Origin of the sequence: Huaxiibacter chinensis, from assembly GCF_022171985.1 — a bacterium.
In the GTDB taxonomy this organism is placed as follows: Bacteria; Pseudomonadota; Gammaproteobacteria; order Enterobacterales; family Enterobacteriaceae; genus Enterobacter; species Enterobacter chinensis_A.
This window is the reverse complement of record NZ_JAJVHF010000006.1, coordinates 68,415-84,384: the sequence shown is the minus strand read 5'-3', so window position 1 is coordinate 84,384 and position 15,970 is coordinate 68,415. Positions and strand designations below refer to the sequence as shown.

General features: G+C 53.9%; 15 protein-coding genes. 4 read left to right on the top strand and 11 right to left on the bottom strand.

What is annotated here, in order from left to right; all coding sequences use genetic code 11:
• The first annotated feature begins 209 nt into the window (after positions 1-209).
• Entirely contained in the window at positions 210-1,028 is an 819-nt protein-coding gene (locus LZP96_RS15110) for an AraC family transcriptional regulator (RefSeq protein ID WP_064324340.1), read from the top strand.
• Here the strand turns inward: LZP96_RS15110 and araD are convergent, their stop codons facing one another.
• Genes araD through yiaK form a run of 8 tightly spaced genes read right to left on the bottom strand, consistent with a single transcriptional unit; the run spans position 1,029 to position 8,584 of the window.
• Positions 1,029-1,724 carry an L-ribulose-5-phosphate 4-epimerase gene (araD, locus tag LZP96_RS15105; RefSeq protein ID WP_258926138.1) on the bottom strand — a complete coding sequence of 232 codons (696 nt, stop codon included), beginning with the start codon at positions 1,722-1,724 and terminating at the stop codon, positions 1,029-1,031.
• A complete protein-coding gene (locus LZP96_RS15100) occupies positions 1,718-2,578 on the bottom strand; it encodes an L-ribulose-5-phosphate 3-epimerase (protein ID WP_258926137.1) in 861 nt (286 codons plus the stop codon). The genes araD and LZP96_RS15100 overlap by 7 nt, the downstream gene beginning before the upstream one ends.
• A 2-nt stretch (positions 2,579-2,580) precedes the next feature.
• The gene (gene ulaD / locus LZP96_RS15095) at positions 2,581-3,234 is read right to left on the bottom strand and encodes a 3-keto-L-gulonate-6-phosphate decarboxylase UlaD (RefSeq protein WP_258926136.1); all 654 of its coding nucleotides are present in this window, start codon (positions 3,232-3,234) and stop codon (positions 2,581-2,583) included.
• Positions 3,231-4,736, bottom strand: coding sequence for an FGGY-family carbohydrate kinase (locus LZP96_RS15090; RefSeq protein WP_064324344.1), 1,506 nt, complete (start codon positions 4,734-4,736; stop codon positions 3,231-3,233). Before LZP96_RS15090 ends, ulaD begins: the two co-directional genes overlap by 4 nt.
• 48 nt (positions 4,737-4,784) lie before the next feature.
• Positions 4,785-6,104, bottom strand: a complete 1,320-nt coding sequence (locus LZP96_RS15085) for an MFS transporter (protein WP_064324345.1) — start codon at positions 6,102-6,104, stop codon at positions 4,785-4,787.
• Positions 6,105-6,159: 55 nt separating this feature from the next.
• Positions 6,160-7,080 carry a DUF4862 family protein gene (locus LZP96_RS15080; protein ID WP_064324346.1) on the bottom strand — a complete coding sequence of 307 codons (921 nt, stop codon included), beginning with the start codon at positions 7,078-7,080 and terminating at the stop codon, positions 6,160-6,162.
• A gap of 26 nt (positions 7,081-7,106) precedes the next feature.
• Positions 7,107-7,574, bottom strand: coding sequence for a YhcH/YjgK/YiaL family protein (locus LZP96_RS15075; protein WP_064324347.1), 468 nt, complete (start codon positions 7,572-7,574; stop codon positions 7,107-7,109).
• An 11-nt stretch (positions 7,575-7,585) separates the two neighbouring features.
• Positions 7,586-8,584 (bottom strand): 3-dehydro-L-gulonate 2-dehydrogenase, encoded by a 999-nt coding sequence (gene yiaK / locus LZP96_RS15070; RefSeq protein WP_064324348.1) that lies wholly within the window; start codon positions 8,582-8,584, stop codon positions 7,586-7,588.
• A gap of 224 nt (positions 8,585-8,808) precedes the next feature.
• Here yiaK and yiaJ point away from each other — a divergent pair, with 224 nt between their 5' ends.
• Both yiaJ and LZP96_RS15060 read left to right on the top strand, forming a co-directional pair.
• Complete coding sequence (gene yiaJ, locus LZP96_RS15065) at positions 8,809-9,630, top strand: IclR family transcriptional regulator YiaJ (protein ID WP_064324349.1); 822 nt, start codon at positions 8,809-8,811, stop codon at positions 9,628-9,630.
• A complete protein-coding gene (locus LZP96_RS15060) occupies positions 9,631-10,095 on the top strand; it encodes a 4Fe-4S dicluster domain-containing protein (protein ID WP_064324350.1) in 465 nt (154 codons plus the stop codon).
• A gap of 4 nt (positions 10,096-10,099) precedes the next feature.
• On the opposite strand, the gene avtA is transcribed toward LZP96_RS15060, so the two are convergent.
• Together avtA and LZP96_RS15050 are read right to left on the bottom strand one after the other, a co-directional pair.
• A complete protein-coding gene (gene avtA, locus LZP96_RS15055) occupies positions 10,100-11,356 on the bottom strand; it encodes a valine--pyruvate transaminase (protein ID WP_064324351.1) in 1,257 nt (418 codons plus the stop codon).
• A 174-nt stretch (positions 11,357-11,530) separates the two neighbouring features.
• Positions 11,531-13,561 (bottom strand): alpha-amylase, encoded by a 2,031-nt coding sequence (locus LZP96_RS15050; RefSeq protein ID WP_064324352.1) that lies wholly within the window; start codon positions 13,559-13,561, stop codon positions 11,531-11,533.
• Positions 13,562-13,875: 314 nt separating this feature from the next.
• Here LZP96_RS15050 and LZP96_RS15045 point away from each other — a divergent pair, with 314 nt between their 5' ends.
• Entirely contained in the window at positions 13,876-14,712 is an 837-nt protein-coding gene (locus tag LZP96_RS15045) for a protein bax (protein ID WP_071892477.1), read from the top strand.
• Positions 14,713-14,765: 53 nt separating this feature from the next.
• On the opposite strand, the gene xylR is transcribed toward LZP96_RS15045, so the two are convergent.
• Positions 14,766-15,944, bottom strand: a complete 1,179-nt coding sequence (xylR, locus tag LZP96_RS15040) for a D-xylose utilization transcriptional activator XylR (protein WP_064324354.1) — start codon at positions 15,942-15,944, stop codon at positions 14,766-14,768.
• Positions 15,945-15,970: the final 26 nt, after the last annotated feature.

Here is a 15,970-nt window from a genome sequence, read left to right as displayed (position 1 = left end):
TTAACGAGTTTTTATTGTGTTTGTGTTGGGTACCCATTAATTCTGCTCTGAATCATCGAAGCAACAAGGGAAGGGAAAAGTATAAAAAGGTGAGGATTCCGACCTGATAATAAAAATGTGATTTAGATCGGGCACGCGGTCAATTATTTACTAATAATCAACCAGCAAGAAATTAAAAATGGTGCATAAAAGCGAGATAATGAATACCGATGCTAGAATTATCCATAGCGCTTCCGATTAAAGTCCAGAATGGCGGGTTATTTATTTCCCGCGGTACAGGGCGTCATCCCTCCCGAAAACTGACCTCGTGGGAAATCATTTTTGTCGAAAAGGGGACATTAACGATTCAGGAGGAGAATCGCGTGTTTGACGTCAGTGCCGGAGAGAGTTTGCTGCTGTGGCCAAACCGACGCCACGTGGGGGTGGAGGATTTTCCGGCCGATCTGAAGTTTTACTGGCTCCATTTTGATGTTGAACCCATGGATAATAACCACAATAATCTTGCGTTATTAGCCATTGAGCAATATTGCCATGTCCATGACGCACAGTATGTTATTTCGCTGTTCCGTCAGTTTTTAAGCGAGCAGGAAAAGCTTAAACGCAGTGTGGCGTTAGAGTTTATTTTGCTGTTAATTCTTCAGCAAATTGCGCAGTCGGGAGGGGTAGAAGAAAATAGTGACGAAGCGGGCGCTTCAATGGCGTGGAAAGCCAAACAATTAATACTTACCAAATATCATCTGGCGATTTCTACCTCCTGGCTGGCGAAAGAGTTGCACTGTAATGCCGATTATCTGGGCCGGGTATTTCGGCGCAATTTCCATCTCACCCTGACCGAGGCCATCCATCGCCAGCGTGTCAGAGCGGCTGAGAAGCTTTTACTGGATAACGCCTCTTCACTCACCGAGGTGGCAAACCGCTGTGGCTTTAATGATGTCGGCTATTTTCGGCAGATTTTTCGCAAACATACGGGATTAACGCCCGCCGTCTGGAAACGGCGGTACTCGAAAGAACACATCAATTCCGGTTGATCACTGCCCGTAATAGGCGTTTGCCCCGTGCTTACGCAGGTAATGTTTATCCAGTAAATCCTGCTGCATGGCGGGCAATTGCGGTGAGAGCTGGCGTGAGAACAACCCCATATAAGCACACTCTTCCAGCACAACCGCATTGTGTACGGCATCGGCGGCATCGCAGCCCCAGGCAAAAGGACCATGTGAATGGACTAATACCGCCGGGATCTGCTGTGGACTCAGGTTACGTTCTTCGAAAGTTTTAATGATCACCTCTCCGGTTTGATACTCGTACTCGCCCGCGATTTCCGCGGGCGTCATTTTCCGCGTACAGGGAATATCGCCGTAGAAATAGTCGGCATGCGTGGTGCCCCAGGCGGGGAGATCCAGCCCGGCTTGCGACCAGATGGTGGCATGACGCGAGTGGGTGTGCACGATACCGCCGATCTCCGGATAACGGCGGTAGAGCGCCAGATGGGTCGGGGTATCCGAGGAGGGTTTTTTAGCGCCTTCCACCACCGTACCGCTGGCAATGTCGACCACCACCATATCCTCTGCCGTCATGACGTCGTACTCTACGCCGGAGGGTTTAATAACCATCAGCCCACGCGCGCGATCGATGGCGCTGACGTTCCCCCAGGTGAACGTCACCAGCTGGTGGACGGGCAGCGCCAGATTTGCCGCCAGGACTTCTGCTTTTAACGCTTCTAACATGTCATGCCTCCTTCCTGCATACGGGCTTCGATCCAGCGTCGTGCCTGAATGATTTCCAGCACCGGTTCTTTTGCTTTTTCTGTCCACATCTCAATGAGAAACGCGCCGCGATAGTTGAGCTTATTCAGGGTCTGGAATACGCCAACAAAATCGACGCAGCCCTCTCCGAATGGTACGTCGCGGAACTGACCCGGGTTGTCCGCTGTGACCGCCCGGGTATCCTTCAAATGGATCGCGGCAATGCGGTCAATGCCTAACGTTAACTCAGCGGTGACGTCATTGCCCCACGCACTCAGGTTGCCGACGTCCGGATACACGCTGAACCACGGCGAGGCCAGCATCTCGTCCCACTTTTTCCACTTGCTGATGGAGTTCATAAAGGCGGTGTCCATGATCTCCACGGCCAGCATGACCTGTGCGGCGGCGGCTTGCTCCACTGCCCATGCCAGTCCCTCGGCAAAGCGCTGCTGTGTCCCGGCGTCGTGCTCCTCGTAATACACGTCATAGCCTGCCAGCTGGATGGTGCGAATGCCCAAATCGCGCGCCAGTTTGATCGCTTTGGTCATGATGGCGCGGGCGCGTTCACGCACAGCTTCATCACGGCTGCCAAACGGAAAGCGGCGGTGGGCGGAGAGACACAGAGACGGAATGGCGACGCCGGTTTCGAGCATTGCCTCTACCAGCGAGGCGCGCTGCGTGGTACTCCAGTCCAGGCGTGACAGACGTTCGTCGGTTTCATCTACCGACATCTCAACAAAATCAAAACCGCAGCTTTTTGCCAGAACCAGCCGCTCGGGCCAGGAGAGATCCTTTGACAGCGCTTTTTCATAAATACCTAACGGATGCTGACGCATGGTTATTCTCCCCAGAGGGCGTGGATTTGCGCATGAAATTCCCGCGCCACCTGCGAAGGTTGTGCGGCATTTGCCAGGGCACGGCCGGCGATAAAGGCTTTAACGTTGATCTGCTGAAACAACGGCAGGTCGGCTGGCGTAATACCGCCGGTGATGGAGAGCTGCAGGCCAATATCAGACAGCGCTTTCATTCTGGCGAGATCTGCCTCGCCCCACTGCTGACCGCTGGCCTGGGCGTCACGTCCACGGTGATAGATCGCCTGTCTTACACCCAGGCGATACCACGCCCGGGCATCGTCCAGCGTCCAGTTGCCAAACAGTTCCATCTGGATTTCGCCGCCGCGCGCCACTGCCACCGCATGTCCTTTTTCTACCGTTGCAAGCGGTGCGGCGCAGATAATTGTCATCCAGTTTGCACCGGCATCAAATGCCTGTTGGGCCAGCGTTTCCCCGGCATCGGCAACTTTCCAGTCGGCGACGATAATTTTATCCGGACACTGCTCGCGCAGGGCGCGTACGGCGGGTAACCCTTCAGTCAGGCACAGAATGGTTCCGGCTTCGACGATGTCGACGTGATCCTGTAGCAAGGTAACGTCATGCTGTGCGGCCTTCAGGCTGGTATGGTCGAGCGCCAGCTGGAGTAATGGTCGGCTCATAGGTCGTGCTCCTTAATGTGGGCGTGATAGCCCTGTAAAGCGGCAATCAGTAACTGATAACGGTGATATTTGCGCTGGTAGGCGAGGTGTGCCTGCATGTCGGGTTCAATTACGCGGATCGGGTGGTTAAGATGGCGCTGGGCGGTGCGGAAGTCGGGATAAATTCCCGTGCCCACGAGCGCAGCCAGCGCGGCACCGGCGCAGCCCGTCTCTTCAACCTGGGGGAGCTCAATCGCCAGTCCGCTGACGTCCGCCAGCATCTGCATCCATACGTCAGAGTGCGTCGGGCCACCCGTCACGCGGAGCGTCCGCACGTGGGTAAAGCGTTCCAGCATCCGGTTAAGATGGGTCATGTGGCTGAACACCACCCCTTCGTAAACCGCCTGAAGCAGATGTGCGCGGGTGTGTATCGCCTGCATGCCATAAAAGCCGCTGGTCATTTCAAGACCGGCGTTGCTGCCGTAGAGAAACGGCAGAAAGAGCACTTCGCTTTCGGCTTTTGGCAGGCTGGCGACAGCCTCGTTAATCTCCTCGAACGACAGATCTCCCCATTGCGCCGTCAGCCATTCGAGGTTGCCCGAGGAGGTGGGGCTGGCTTCGTGCACAATGTATTGCTGCGGATGAACATAGCGACCATAGACATACGGGTAGGGTTCATGGTCGCGCAGGCCGTTGGCCAGGCCGCTGGTGACGGCCCAGGTGCCCATCACCGCATTGAGCGTATGTTCATCCTGCAGTCCGGCGCAAAGTGCGGTGGAAACCACATCAAACAGACCGCCTGCAACGGGCGTACCCGCCGCGAGACCGGTCAATGCGGCTGCCTGAGCGGTGATTTCCCCGCAAATTTCTGCTGAACCAACAACGGGTGGCAAAGCACCGTCAATTTCATTAATACCCAGCCAACGGGTGAGCTGTGGGTCGTATTGACCGGTGCGCATGTTGTAGAGGTTAGACTCGGAGATATTGCTCTCTTCGCAGCCTTTCTTTCCGGTCAGACACCAGCGCAGGTAGTCATGCGCCATCATCACGCAGCCAATCTGCTGATACCGCTGCGGTTCGTTCTCTTTCACCCAACGCAGAAGCGAAGCCGGGTGTCCCGTCCACAGCGTCTGGCGGGTATGCGGATACAGTTTTTCGTGGATCAGGTCCTGCTGCCAGCGCTGCACAATCGCCAGTGCGCGTCTGTCTGAGGAGAGCATCGCATTGCCCAGCGGCTGGTCATTTTTATCCAGAAGGAATAGCCCTTTGCCCTGAGCCGAGATACCCACGCCCTTGATCTGCTCGCCGACAACGTCGGCCTGTTTCAGCAGTCTGGCAACGGTGATGTAGCAATGCTCCCAGAGTGAGTTCATATTCCGTTCGGCGTAGCCCGGACGCGGGCTGAGCGTGGCGACGGAGCAACGCTCAATACAGACTTCTTTTCCCTGGCGGGTGTATAAACCGGCTTTGAGATAGGTACCACCACAATCGATACCCAGCCAGAAGGATGCTTTTTCGGTCATTGTTGACTCTCTTGTCCGACTCCCTCTCCGGGGGGAGAGGGCAGGTCATCAGGCCGCGTGCTTTTGCGGATTCACCGTGGCACGACGGTTCGATCCGGCATCGCACCTGGCGGGCAGAAGCAGGGCTAAAATGGACGCCAGCGCCAGTGATACCGCCAGGCAGTAAACACCGGCATCTTTGCTGTACAGGGTGATCAATACCCCGACCGCATAAGGGCCGCAGAAACCGCCGAGATTGCCCAGGGCGTTAATCACGCCGCGTGCACCTCCGGCCATCTCGGCACTGAACAGACGCGCCGGAATGGTCCAGAACACCCCCGCTGCAGATTGCAGGAAGAAGCCACAGCCCACGAGTGCGGCATAGGCCAGCCAGATGTTTTCTTTCAGCGCCACCGAGAGGAACATACACAGGGCGAAGCCGATGAGCGGCAGGGAGACGAACAGCTTGCGTTTGCCGGTACGATCGGACAGCGTGGAGAACAAGAACATGCCGGCAATGGCACCGATATAAGGCAACACGGCCAGCATTCCTACCTGACCCATACTGGAATGGGTAAGCTCTTTCAGAATGGTGGGCAGCCAGAGGGTGTAGCCATAAATTCCGGTCTGATAAAAGAAATTCAACGCGATCAGCTGCCACATGGTTTTGTCAGAGAGCACCGACCCCAGCGAAGCATTGATGACCTCTTTACCGGCAATCGCCCGCTGCTCCGCGGCCAGCGTTTCAACCAGATAGTTTTTCTCTGCTTCTGAAATCCATTTGGCCTCCTGCGGTCGGTCATAGATGGTATTTACCCACAACACCAGCACCACGATGGACAGTAGCCCCTCGATAATGAACAGCCAGCGCCAGTCGAGAGCCGTAATAATCCAGCCGGAGAGGGGGGCGGTGATGATCCCCGCAATCGGCACGAACATGATCACAATGGCATTAGCGCGTCCACGTTCGGCATCCGGGAACCAGTTGCTGATCATGGTGAGTACCACGGGCAACATGCCCCCTTCCGCGACCCCGAGTAAAAAGCGCAATGCCAGCAGTTGATACTGATTGGTGACAAGCCCTGTGAGTACGGAGATAACTGCCCAGGCGACCAGCGACCAGCCGATAAATTTTTTGCCGCTGCCGTGAACGGCTATCTTGCCGCCAGGAACCTGCAGGAACAGATAACCAATAAAAAATATCCCCCCCGCCAGCCCGGCCATCGTGGCGGTGATCCCTAATTCCGCATCCATACCGCCAGGCATCGCAAACGCAATATTCACGCGATCCATATAAGAAATTATGCAGGCGATAAGAATGGGTGGAATTATTCTTAACCAGCGTTGGCGCGGAATATCCGCGTGTAGAGTATCAGAAGAAGTATTCATAATTTTTGTCTCGTTAATGTATCTGGAGGTGTAACGAAATTATGTTTTATTATTTTTATGCTTTTTTCAGGTTGCTAATACCGTCGCGCAAAATAGCGATGCGATGGCTGACGTCAGCATTAGCATTTATTTCCAGTAACTTAATACCGGAGAATTTCAAGGTTGCGGCACTGGCCGCAGTAAACAGTTCGCTGACATGTTCCGTCGTCATTAAACTTTCAGGGCAGAACGAAGAAAAGGGCGCGTGAAGATCCTGCCACTGGCCGTACTCCCCGGTTGCGGTCGTGCCTGAGAACATCAGCGCGCCCAGTTTGCCGGCTTTTACGGCCACATTAACGTGTTGAACCGGCAGGGTGGTGTTGCGACCTTCAATTGCCGACCGCGCCCAGTTGATGCAGAGACTGATATCCGTTTCACGCACGACTTCCAGAACCTGCTCAAGGGGAAGGAAACCCTTGCGCGGCGCGCTTCCCGTCATCGCGTCGCAGTGTTCAAGAATCAGATCGCAGGGCCAGTCCCAGGCGGCAATCTCGTTAATTGAGCGCGCAAACGCGTCCGTGGCCTGGGCTACTGACGCGTTGCCCGCTTGTGGGGCTGCCTGCATTTCGAGCGCAATCACTTTGCCGGGAAAACGGGTATTTATCGTTGAGACTTTTTGCAGGAGATGCCGATAAAATTCCACGCTTTCACGACGCTGCGCTTCATCCGCTGAGGCCAGGCCAAAACCGCCGTTGCTGCCCCGCCGACGCATCGTTTCCATAACGGCTGTTGCGACGATGCGCCACTCTGCCGGAGTGTGGCGAAACAGCCAGTCATCCCCATAAGGGTGAATATTTTCCAGTATGGGTTGTTCAATGCCGCGCACGTATGGCGTATCGGCAAGTTCACGCCAGAAATGGGCCTCTTCTTGTTCCCCTCTCTGGTGAAACGACGGTGCGCAGGGGTACGCACCAATAATAAAATCGGTGTGAGTCATTTCGCCTTCCTGTTTATTTTATCGCTTTAAACTAATTCGCTGATAGCCACTTTAACGACAATTTTACGAATGGCCGATTCCTTGTGTTTATGACATTGAGGACGATGCACATCCTGTGGAAAAAATATGGCGTAATGCCCTGGTACTAATTCTATAAACGTTTCATTTTCCATCTTCTGATAGAAAATAATATCGCGTTCTTCAAGCAGTGATTCGCTTACGGGATTATTTCCGGTGTCGATAGCCACACCAATTTTTTCTTCTCCCCACGCCAGAAACTGAATATCAAGATAGCGACGATGCACTTCAGGACGATTTTCAGCCTGGGCTTTGGTTTTCAGATCCAGTATCTGCGCAAAGATCTTGCGCCCGTCGATCTCAACCACGCCGGGTTCGAGAGTGGTGAAATCGGTGTTGCGTAAAAATGACAGCGCCTTTTCAATTGCTACCGGCAGCCGACATGGGTTGGGTTGAGAAATATGTCCGAATATCATGGCGTCACTCCTTACAGCGACTGAATCTTCGCCCACACGCTGTCGTCGATGGTAATGCCGTTGCGACGGTTCTCTTCAAGCAGGCGCGTAAATTCGTGCCCTGGCAAACGGACCGCAACCTCTTCATCGGAACGTTCAGCGGTGGTGATGAAATCCATGATGCGCTGGAGTTTGGCATCGCGGGTCGCGCCGTCGATGAGCCGGTCGACTTCAATGGCAATAAAGATCTGCGAGACGCCATATTCATCGCTGTTGTCCTGGGTAACTTCTGCCACGGAGGCACCGTCTGAGAGGAGGGTGGCAATCATGTCCAGAACGATAGATAAGCCCGATCCTTTCCAGTAGCCCATCGGCAGAATGCGACGGTTTTTCTCAATCACGCCCGGCTCTTTGGTTAAGTGGCCTTCGTCATCAAAGCCGCCATCAACCGGCAGTTCGCGCCCGGCCAGACGATTAACCTCAAGCATGCCGTAGGAGAACATCGACATCGACATATCAACCATGGTGATAGGGCTTGAGGGAATAGCGACAATCAGGGGATTGGTGCCAATACGACACTCTTTGGCTCCCCACGGCGGCATCACGGCAATGGAGTTGGTCCAGCAAATGCCAATATAACCTTTCTCTGCTGCCTGCCAGCCGTAGCTGCCGCCGCGCATCCAGTGATTGGCGTTACGTAGCGCCACCAGGCCGATGCCATGATCGGAGGCCAGCTCAGTGGCCCGATCCATCATCTTTTTCGCGGTCAAATTACCAATAGCGCGCTGGGCATCCCATTGCTCAATTGCGCCCAGCGTGGTGATTCGCCTGGGGACGGCATCAGGGATGATATCCCCGGCATCGAGCTGTTGAATAAAACGGGGAAAACGGTTCACGCCGTGGGAATAGACGCCGGATTCGGTTGTGCGGGCAAACATCTCGGCGCAGGCATCCGCGGTATCCGCTTTTACGCCGCGCTTGAGCAGCACCTCATTAAAGGCGGCTTTTAACTCTTCAAAGGTCACTTTCATCCCTGGTCTCCTGAATTTTTGGCGGGCAAGTGTGTGCTTTTTTATCGCTAAATTTCACTATGCGAAATCTGATTTCAAATATAGCGATCAATTTTTGCCAGATCAACGACATTCATGATTTTCAAAATCGATTAAAATCAATGGATTGTGATTTTTCTGTTGAGATCGTGAACTGAACCACACTTTGCGCTACCATCAGGGCGCGATTAATGGAGAGCAATTTGATGAGCATGAAAGAGAGCGAAACGACGCAAGAAAAAGAGAGGCCAGCAGGCAGCCAGAGCTTGTTTCGCGGCCTGATGCTGATTGAAATTTTGAGTAACTATCCAAACGGTTGTCCGCTTGCACACTTATCTGAACTTGCCGGGTTAAACAAAAGCACCGTGCATCGACTGTTACAGGGGTTGCAGTCGTGTGGCTATGTGACGCCAGCGCCTGCGGCAGGCAGCTATCGGCTGACCACAAAATTTATCGCGGTTGGGCAGAAGGCTCTGTCATCACTGAATATTATCCACGTGGCGGCGCCGCACCTTGAAACGCTGAATCTGGTGACGGGCGAAACCGTGAACTTTTCCAGCCGGGAAGACGATCATGCGATTCTGATTTATAAGCTTGAGCCGACGACGGGCATGCTGCGCACGCGAGCCTACATCGGCCAACACATGCCGCTGTATTGCTCTGCTATGGGTAAGATTTACATGGCGTTCGGCCATCAGGATTATGTGGAAAGTTACTGGCAGAGCCACCAGGACATTATTCAACCGCTCACCCGTAATACCATCACCGACCTGCATGCGATGTACGATGAGCTGGCAGAAATTCGTCAGCGCAGCATGGCGATGGACAAAGAAGAAAACGAGCTGGGCGTCTCCTGTATTGCGGTGCCGGTGTTTGATATTCATGGCCGCGTGCCGTACGCCATCTCAATTTCCTTATCGACATCGCGTATGAAGCAGGTGGGTGAAAAGAATTTGCTGAAACCTCTGCGTGAGACGGCGGACGCCATTTCGCGCGAACTGGGATTTACTGTCCGATCGGAGTCGTGAATGAATCACTTTATCATGGCAGATCCAACGAAATGCATAGGCTGTCGCACCTGCGAAGTGGCCTGCGTCGTTGCTCATCAGGACAAGCAGGATTGCGCCACGGTTTCTCAGTTTGCCGCGCGGATTCGGGTCGTGAAGGGCGGGGCGTTTACGACGGCAGTGGCCTGCCATCAGTGTGAAGATGCGCCCTGTGCCAGTGCGTGCCCAACCCATGCCATAGGTCTTCGCTCAGGGGCCTGGTGCGTGGACCAGGCGCGCTGTATTGGCTGCAAAAGCTGCATGATGGCGTGCCCGTTCGGCGCCATGCAGGTCGAATGGTCCGGGGAGAAGGTGCAGGCGCTAAAATGCGATCTGTGTTCGCATCGCGAGGAGGGACCGGCCTGTGTGGCGGCCTGTCCAACCCGCGCATTACGCCTGGTCGATCCCGCCAGATTACGCGCTGAACGTCTGCGTCATTTGGCGTAAACCGTTACAGATCGCCCTCATGCCAGGCGCGCTCGACCTCTTCGGCCAGAATCTTCACGCCTGCTTCGATTTTCTCCGGGTCCGGCACGTAGTTCATGCGCATACACTGATGCGTGTGCGGCCAGGGTTTATCGAGACCCGGGAAGAAATAGTCCCCCGGCACCATCAGCACGCCGCGTTTTTTCAGGCGCTGGTAAAGCAGCTCGGTGGAGATCGGCAGGTCTTTAAACCAGAGCCAGAGGAAGATGGCTCCTTCCGGTTTATGAATCAGGCAGCGTTCTTCGGGTAAATAGCGGCGAAGCGTCGCGATCGTTTCCTGAACACGCTGATAATAGAACGGTTTAATCACGTCGTTTGACAGGCGCAGCAGATCGTTACGCCTGATCATTTCGCACATCATTGCCGGGCCCATTCCCCCTGGCGCCAGGCTGATAATGCCGTTCATGTTGGTGATGGCGGTGATGATTTTTTCATTCGCGATAATGATCCCGCAGCGGCTGCCTGGCAGGCCGAGCTTCGACAGGCTCATACACAGCACGATGTTTGGGTTCCACAGCGGTCGCGCCTCGCTAAAAATAATGCCCGGGAAAGGGACGCCATAGGCGTTATCAATGACCAGCGGGATACCGTTCTGGTTCGCCAGCGCATCGAGTTTGATCAGCTCGTCATCGGTGATCACGTTGCCCGTGGGGTTGGTAGGGCGCGACACGCAGATCATGCCCGTCTCTTCGCCAATATGCAGATGCTCAAAATCGACGTGATACTTGAACTGGCCCTCTGGCAGAAGCTCGATGTTAGGGCGCGCAGAGACAAACAGGTCTTCTTCCAGACCGGAATCGGCGTAGCCAATGTATTCCGGCGCGAGAGGGAAAAGCACTTTTTTGGTGGTGCCGTCGGCGCGACGTCCGGCGAAGAGATTAAATAAGTAGAAAAATGCGCTCTGACTGCCATTTGTCAGTGCAATATTCTGCGGTTCGATATCCCATCCCAGCTCCTCGCGCAGCATGTTGGCGAGCAAAGCGAGAAGCGCTGTTTTCCCCTGCGGACCATCATAGTTGCACAGCGCCTCGGTGAGGCTGCCGTTTTCCAGCATCTCTGCCAGCAGGGTCTGGAAGTATTCGTTCATCTCCGGAATTTGCGCCGGGTTACCGCCGCCGAGCATGATTGCGCCCGGTGTGCGCAGCCCGTCGTTAAGGTCCTCCATCAGGCGTGTAATACCTGAATGGCGGGTGAATTTATCGCCGAAAAGTGAAAAGGTCATAACAGGTGATCTATCGTGCTTATTCTAAGAGTGGGCCACCATAACGCGGCAGATGCGCGGGTGCAAATGGGGAAAAGCGGGGCGGGTTATTGTTTAATGTTATGGATTGCTGATTAAGCAGTCGATCGTTCCGTCAGGCTCTCCTCTACCATCGGAAGAGGAGAGCTACAGCGGTTACTGATTTCCGGCCCAGACTACCATCACCTTATCGCCCTCATGCTGGCGCACAAAGCCATAGCCCTGCTTCATAGACAAGGTCGTCTGTTTTCCTTCGCCAATGGCGGGATGACGAGCACGGAATTTCCCCAGAATTTGCCAGTGGGCCACCGTTTGCGCCTGCGAACCGGTAATGTCCTGCCAGTTCATCTCTGAACGGGTTCCCTGTAGCGGATCGGACCCCGTCGGGCCAAAGGGACGTTCTGATTCATCACCGTAGAAAATCTGTACCGAGCCAGGGGCAAGCAGTAACAGTTCGGCTGCACGCTGACCGCCCTCGCGGAACAGGCGCGTATCGTGCGATGAGAGATAGCTCAGGACGTTAAAGCTTTGCAGCTTTTCTGCCATCTGCTGCCAGGTCAAATCCATGTCTGCCAGGCAATCAACCGCTTTTGCGGCCTGCTCCTGATAATCAAAGTTGATCATCGCGTCGAAACCATGACGATAGTATTCGCTTTGCATTACGCCATGGCCCCAGGATTCACCGGTCATCCAGAAGGGGGCGTCATCGAGCTTTTTATCCGGGTTGGCTTGCTTCCAGGCCTGTAGCGCGGCGGTGGCTTGCGCTTTCAACTGCTGCCATCCCGCCATCTCAACGTGTTTAGCGGTATCGACGCGGAATCCATCAATGCCGTAATCGCGCACCCACTGGCTTAACCACTGGGTCAGATAATCGCGCGGCGTGTAACCGGCGATTTCCTTAGCCTGTGTGTCGGGCTTATGACGATAAAAGTTTGGCAAACCAGACGGGGTCGTCGATTCTGTTTTGAGGTCCGGCAAAAAGGCCAGCGACATCGTCAGATCGTCAAAGCCCGGATTGTCGTAATCGCCGATATCGGTACGGATCCATTTTTTGCCCCACCAGTTGTCCCATCCCGCCTTGTCGCTGAAATTAATATAATCATTAAAGCTGTGCCAGGTTTGCCCGGCTTTCGGCGTCCAGTCGGTCCAGCGTTCGCCCAGCGTTTTTTTCAGCTCATCGCCCTGCAGGTATAAGGCCCCGAACTGAAACGCCTGCATATCCGCCAGCGTAGCGTAGCCGGTATGGTTCATGACGACGTCAAAAAGAATGCGGATCCCTCGCTTGTGCGCCTCGTCGACAAGATGACGTAAATCGTCTTCGGTGCCCATATTGGCGTCGAGCTTCGTCCAGTCCTGGGTGTAGTAGCCGTGATAGGCATAATGCGGAAAATCGCCTTTCGTCCCGCCGCCGACCCACCCGTGGATCTGCTCCAGCGGTGAGCTGATCCACAGCGCATTGACGCCGAGCTGCTGTAAATAGTCGAGCTTGCTCGCCAGCCCTTTTAAATCGCCGCCGTGAAAGGTGCCGATCTCCTGCATGCCGTCTTTATGACGACCATAGCTATTGTCATTGGTGGGGTCGCCATTCATAAAGCGGTCGGTCAGCACAAAGTAGACCGTGGCGTTTTGCCAGCTAAACGGCGCGGCCTTGTCGGTTTCTGCCCGCTCCAGCAACAATAATCCGTTACTGTTCGCGGCGGGCTGTAGCGTAATTTTGCCCTGCTGCACCGTTGCGGTTTGTTTGCTGTAAAAATCGCGGACGACGGTCCCTTCCGGGAAGGTGTCTGAAACCGTCAGGGTAAGGGGGTTACCCTCCCATTTTGGGCACTGACGAATCACACTGGCGACGGAGGTTTCGGCCTCGCTTTCTACCGTCAACATCAACGTTGGCGTACCGGATCGCGTATCAACGCGCATCTGGTAGCGCCCATCGCGGAACAATCGCCATTGAGGCGGCGTGCCTTCGCAGGGTTTAAGAGAGAGCATCACATTGAGTTTTATGGTTTCTGCGGGCTGCCAGCACGTCTGGTCAAGATGTAGCGTGAGGGGTCGGGTACCCTTCGCGAGCTCGGCATGGCTGGTAAATATCCCCGTGCCTTGTGAATTAAACGCAGAGAATCCCGTTGAGGCCCACTCGGCAGAGGCGATTGTAGGTAAAAGCAATAGGGCTAAAGCGGCGCGTTGCATTCCATCTTCCTGTTGCGGCTATTTTAACCAGTGTGCCATCAGGTTGAAATGACTGACTCCTCCTCCGTCCGTTTCTGCCAGGAGGAGGCGCAAGGATGAGTGATCCCGCGCAAAATTAAGCGTTTATCTGCGAGATCGCACACAAATTTGCAGAAATGATGTTTAAGTGAGCAAGTTTCAGGTGACATAGTTTCGGAAATGGACTATTTCTTTGAGTGCTCTGAAAGGTTATTTTTGATATGATTTGAGATTCAGCTCTCAATTTTGTGAAAAAAATAAAGGGTTGGAACGTTTATATCCGACCAGGAGACCTAATGATATCGACTCCCATACGACGATTTGGGGCTACGATACTCATGTTGCTCACCGTGACATTTTCAGGTGAGGTGCTTGCGAAGACGCACACGGACACAACGAGTAAGAAAGCCCACGTCATAAAGACGACGACAGTAAACAGTAAGAGTAAGGTTAGCAGTAAACAAGAGTATTCTCGCAATAGTGTAAAAAGTCGTTCACTGCCTGATTTGCGAAAATACCCTTCCGGAACACCAAGGAAAAAAGCGTTTCTCCGGACGGTAATGCCTTATATTACAAGCCAAAACTCTGCGATTACCGCGGATCGTAACTGGCTGATCTCAAAACAGTACGAAAGCCGCTGGTCACCGACGGAACGCAATCGCCTGAAGGACATTGCGAAACGCTATAAAGTGAGCTGGAACGGTAATACGCGTCGTGTTCCGTGGAACACATTGCTTGAGCGCGTGGATATTATCCCGGGCAGCATGGTCGCCACCATGGCCGCCGCCGAAAGTGGCTGGGGTACGTCTAAGCTTGCTCGTAACAACAATAATCTCTTTGGCATGAAATGCGCCAAGGGGCGTTGTACGAACGCGCCAGGAAAAGTGAAAGGGTACTCACAGTTTGAATCGGTTAAAGATTCCGTGAACGCCTATGTGGTGAATCTGAACACGCATCCGGCCTATTCGTCGTTCCGTAAGTCACGCGCTCAGCTGCGTAAGGCGGATCAGGAAGTGACAGCAAGCACGATGATTCACAAGCTGAAAGGGTATTCCACACAGGGCAAGAGCTATAACAATTATCTCTTCGCCATGTATCAGGATAATCAGCGCTTAATTGCCGCACATATGTAATTGCCAAAAAAAACGCCTTCCACTGGAAGGCGTTTTTCTTTATTCCAAAAGCATTACACCAGCACTTCGCTGTACCGCTCCCGATACTCTTTCGGTGTGGTGTCATACTCCTTTTTAAAGACCGAATAGAAATATTGCAGCGATGGGTAACCGCACATCTGCGAAATTTCATTGATCGACAATGACGTGGATATCAACAGGCTGCGGGCCTTTTCCAGCTTTTCAGCATGAATCACCGCATGGATGGTTTCGCCAACCTCTTCTTTGAAGCGTTTTTCCAGATTGGAGCGCGAAATTCCCACGGCATCCAGCACCTGATCAACTTTGATGCCTTTGCAGGCATGATTGCGTATGTAGTGCATTGCCTGGATGACCGCCGGATCGTTTAACGAGCGATAGTCCGTAGAGCGTCGTTCAACGACACGAACGGGCGGGACCAGAAGACGCTGCAGAGGAAGTGATTCATTATCCAGCAGGCGATGGAGTAGTTTTGCCGCCTGATAGCCCATCTGACGAGTGCCCTGCGCTACGGACGACAGCGCCACGCGTGACAAATAGCGGGTCAGCTCTTCGTTATCAATGCCAATCACGCACAGTTTTTCAGGGACGGGGATATGCAAATGATCGCATACCTGAAGGATGTGACGCGCCCGGGCATCGGTAACCGCGATGATGCCCGTTTGTGGAGGCAATGTTTGCAGCCAGTCGGCGAGACGATTTTGTGCGTGCTGCCAGTTCTCCGGCGCGGTTTCCAGCCCTTGATAGACCACACCGCGATACTTCTCCTGCGCCACGATTTGGCAAAACGCATATTCACGCTCCATCGCCCAGCCTTTCCCGCTGGACGCGGGCAGGCCGTAGAAGGCGAAGCGGTGTACCCCTTTTTCTTTCAGGTGCAGAAACGCGCTTTCAACCAGCGCGTGGTTGTCCGTCGCGATGTAATGCACCGGCGGATATTTCTCGGGAGAATGGAAAGAGCCGCCGACGCCGACAATCGGCACGTCGACACCGACCAGCATCCGCTGGATATCAGGATCGTCATAATCTGCGATGACGCCATCACCCAGCCAGTCTTTTATGGTTTCGATACTGGCCCGGAAGTCCTCTTCTATAAAGATGTCCCATTCGGATTGCGACGCCTGCAAATACTCACCTACGCCCTCCACAACCTGGCGGTCATAGGCTTTGTTGGCATTGAATAACAACGTAATGCGGTGACGCTTTTCAAACATGGCTTACCTTTCCCCAAAAAAGTGAT

Excerpts from the sequence above, each read along its gene's own strand:
- LZP96_RS15110 (WP_064324340.1), top strand. The coding sequence starts at position 210 with ATGCTAGAATTATCCATAGCGCTTCCGATTAAAGTCCAGAATGGCGGG.
- araD (WP_258926138.1), bottom strand. The coding sequence starts at position 1,724 with ATGTTAGAAGCGTTAAAAGCAGAAGTCCTGGCGGCAAATCTGGCGCTG.
- LZP96_RS15100 (WP_258926137.1), bottom strand. The coding sequence starts at position 2,578 with ATGCGTCAGCATCCGTTAGGTATTTATGAAAAAGCGCTGTCAAAGGAT.
- ulaD (WP_258926136.1), bottom strand. The coding sequence starts at position 3,234 with ATGAGCCGACCATTACTCCAGCTGGCGCTCGACCATACCAGCCTGAAG.
- LZP96_RS15090 (WP_064324344.1), bottom strand. The coding sequence starts at position 4,736 with ATGACCGAAAAAGCATCCTTCTGGCTGGGTATCGATTGTGGTGGTACC.
- LZP96_RS15085 (WP_064324345.1), bottom strand. The coding sequence starts at position 6,104 with ATGAATACTTCTTCTGATACTCTACACGCGGATATTCCGCGCCAACGC.
- LZP96_RS15080 (WP_064324346.1), bottom strand. The coding sequence starts at position 7,080 with ATGACTCACACCGATTTTATTATTGGTGCGTACCCCTGCGCACCGTCG.
- LZP96_RS15075 (WP_064324347.1), bottom strand. The coding sequence starts at position 7,574 with ATGATATTCGGACATATTTCTCAACCCAACCCATGTCGGCTGCCGGTA.
- yiaK (WP_064324348.1), bottom strand. The coding sequence starts at position 8,584 with ATGAAAGTGACCTTTGAAGAGTTAAAAGCCGCCTTTAATGAGGTGCTG.
- yiaJ (WP_064324349.1), top strand. The coding sequence starts at position 8,809 with ATGAGCATGAAAGAGAGCGAAACGACGCAAGAAAAAGAGAGGCCAGCA.
- LZP96_RS15060 (WP_064324350.1), top strand. The coding sequence starts at position 9,631 with ATGAATCACTTTATCATGGCAGATCCAACGAAATGCATAGGCTGTCGC.
- avtA (WP_064324351.1), bottom strand. The coding sequence starts at position 11,356 with ATGACCTTTTCACTTTTCGGCGATAAATTCACCCGCCATTCAGGTATT.
- LZP96_RS15050 (WP_064324352.1), bottom strand. The coding sequence starts at position 13,561 with ATGCAACGCGCCGCTTTAGCCCTATTGCTTTTACCTACAATCGCCTCT.
- LZP96_RS15045 (WP_071892477.1), top strand. The coding sequence starts at position 13,876 with ATGATATCGACTCCCATACGACGATTTGGGGCTACGATACTCATGTTG.
- xylR (WP_064324354.1), bottom strand. The coding sequence starts at position 15,944 with ATGTTTGAAAAGCGTCACCGCATTACGTTGTTATTCAATGCCAACAAA.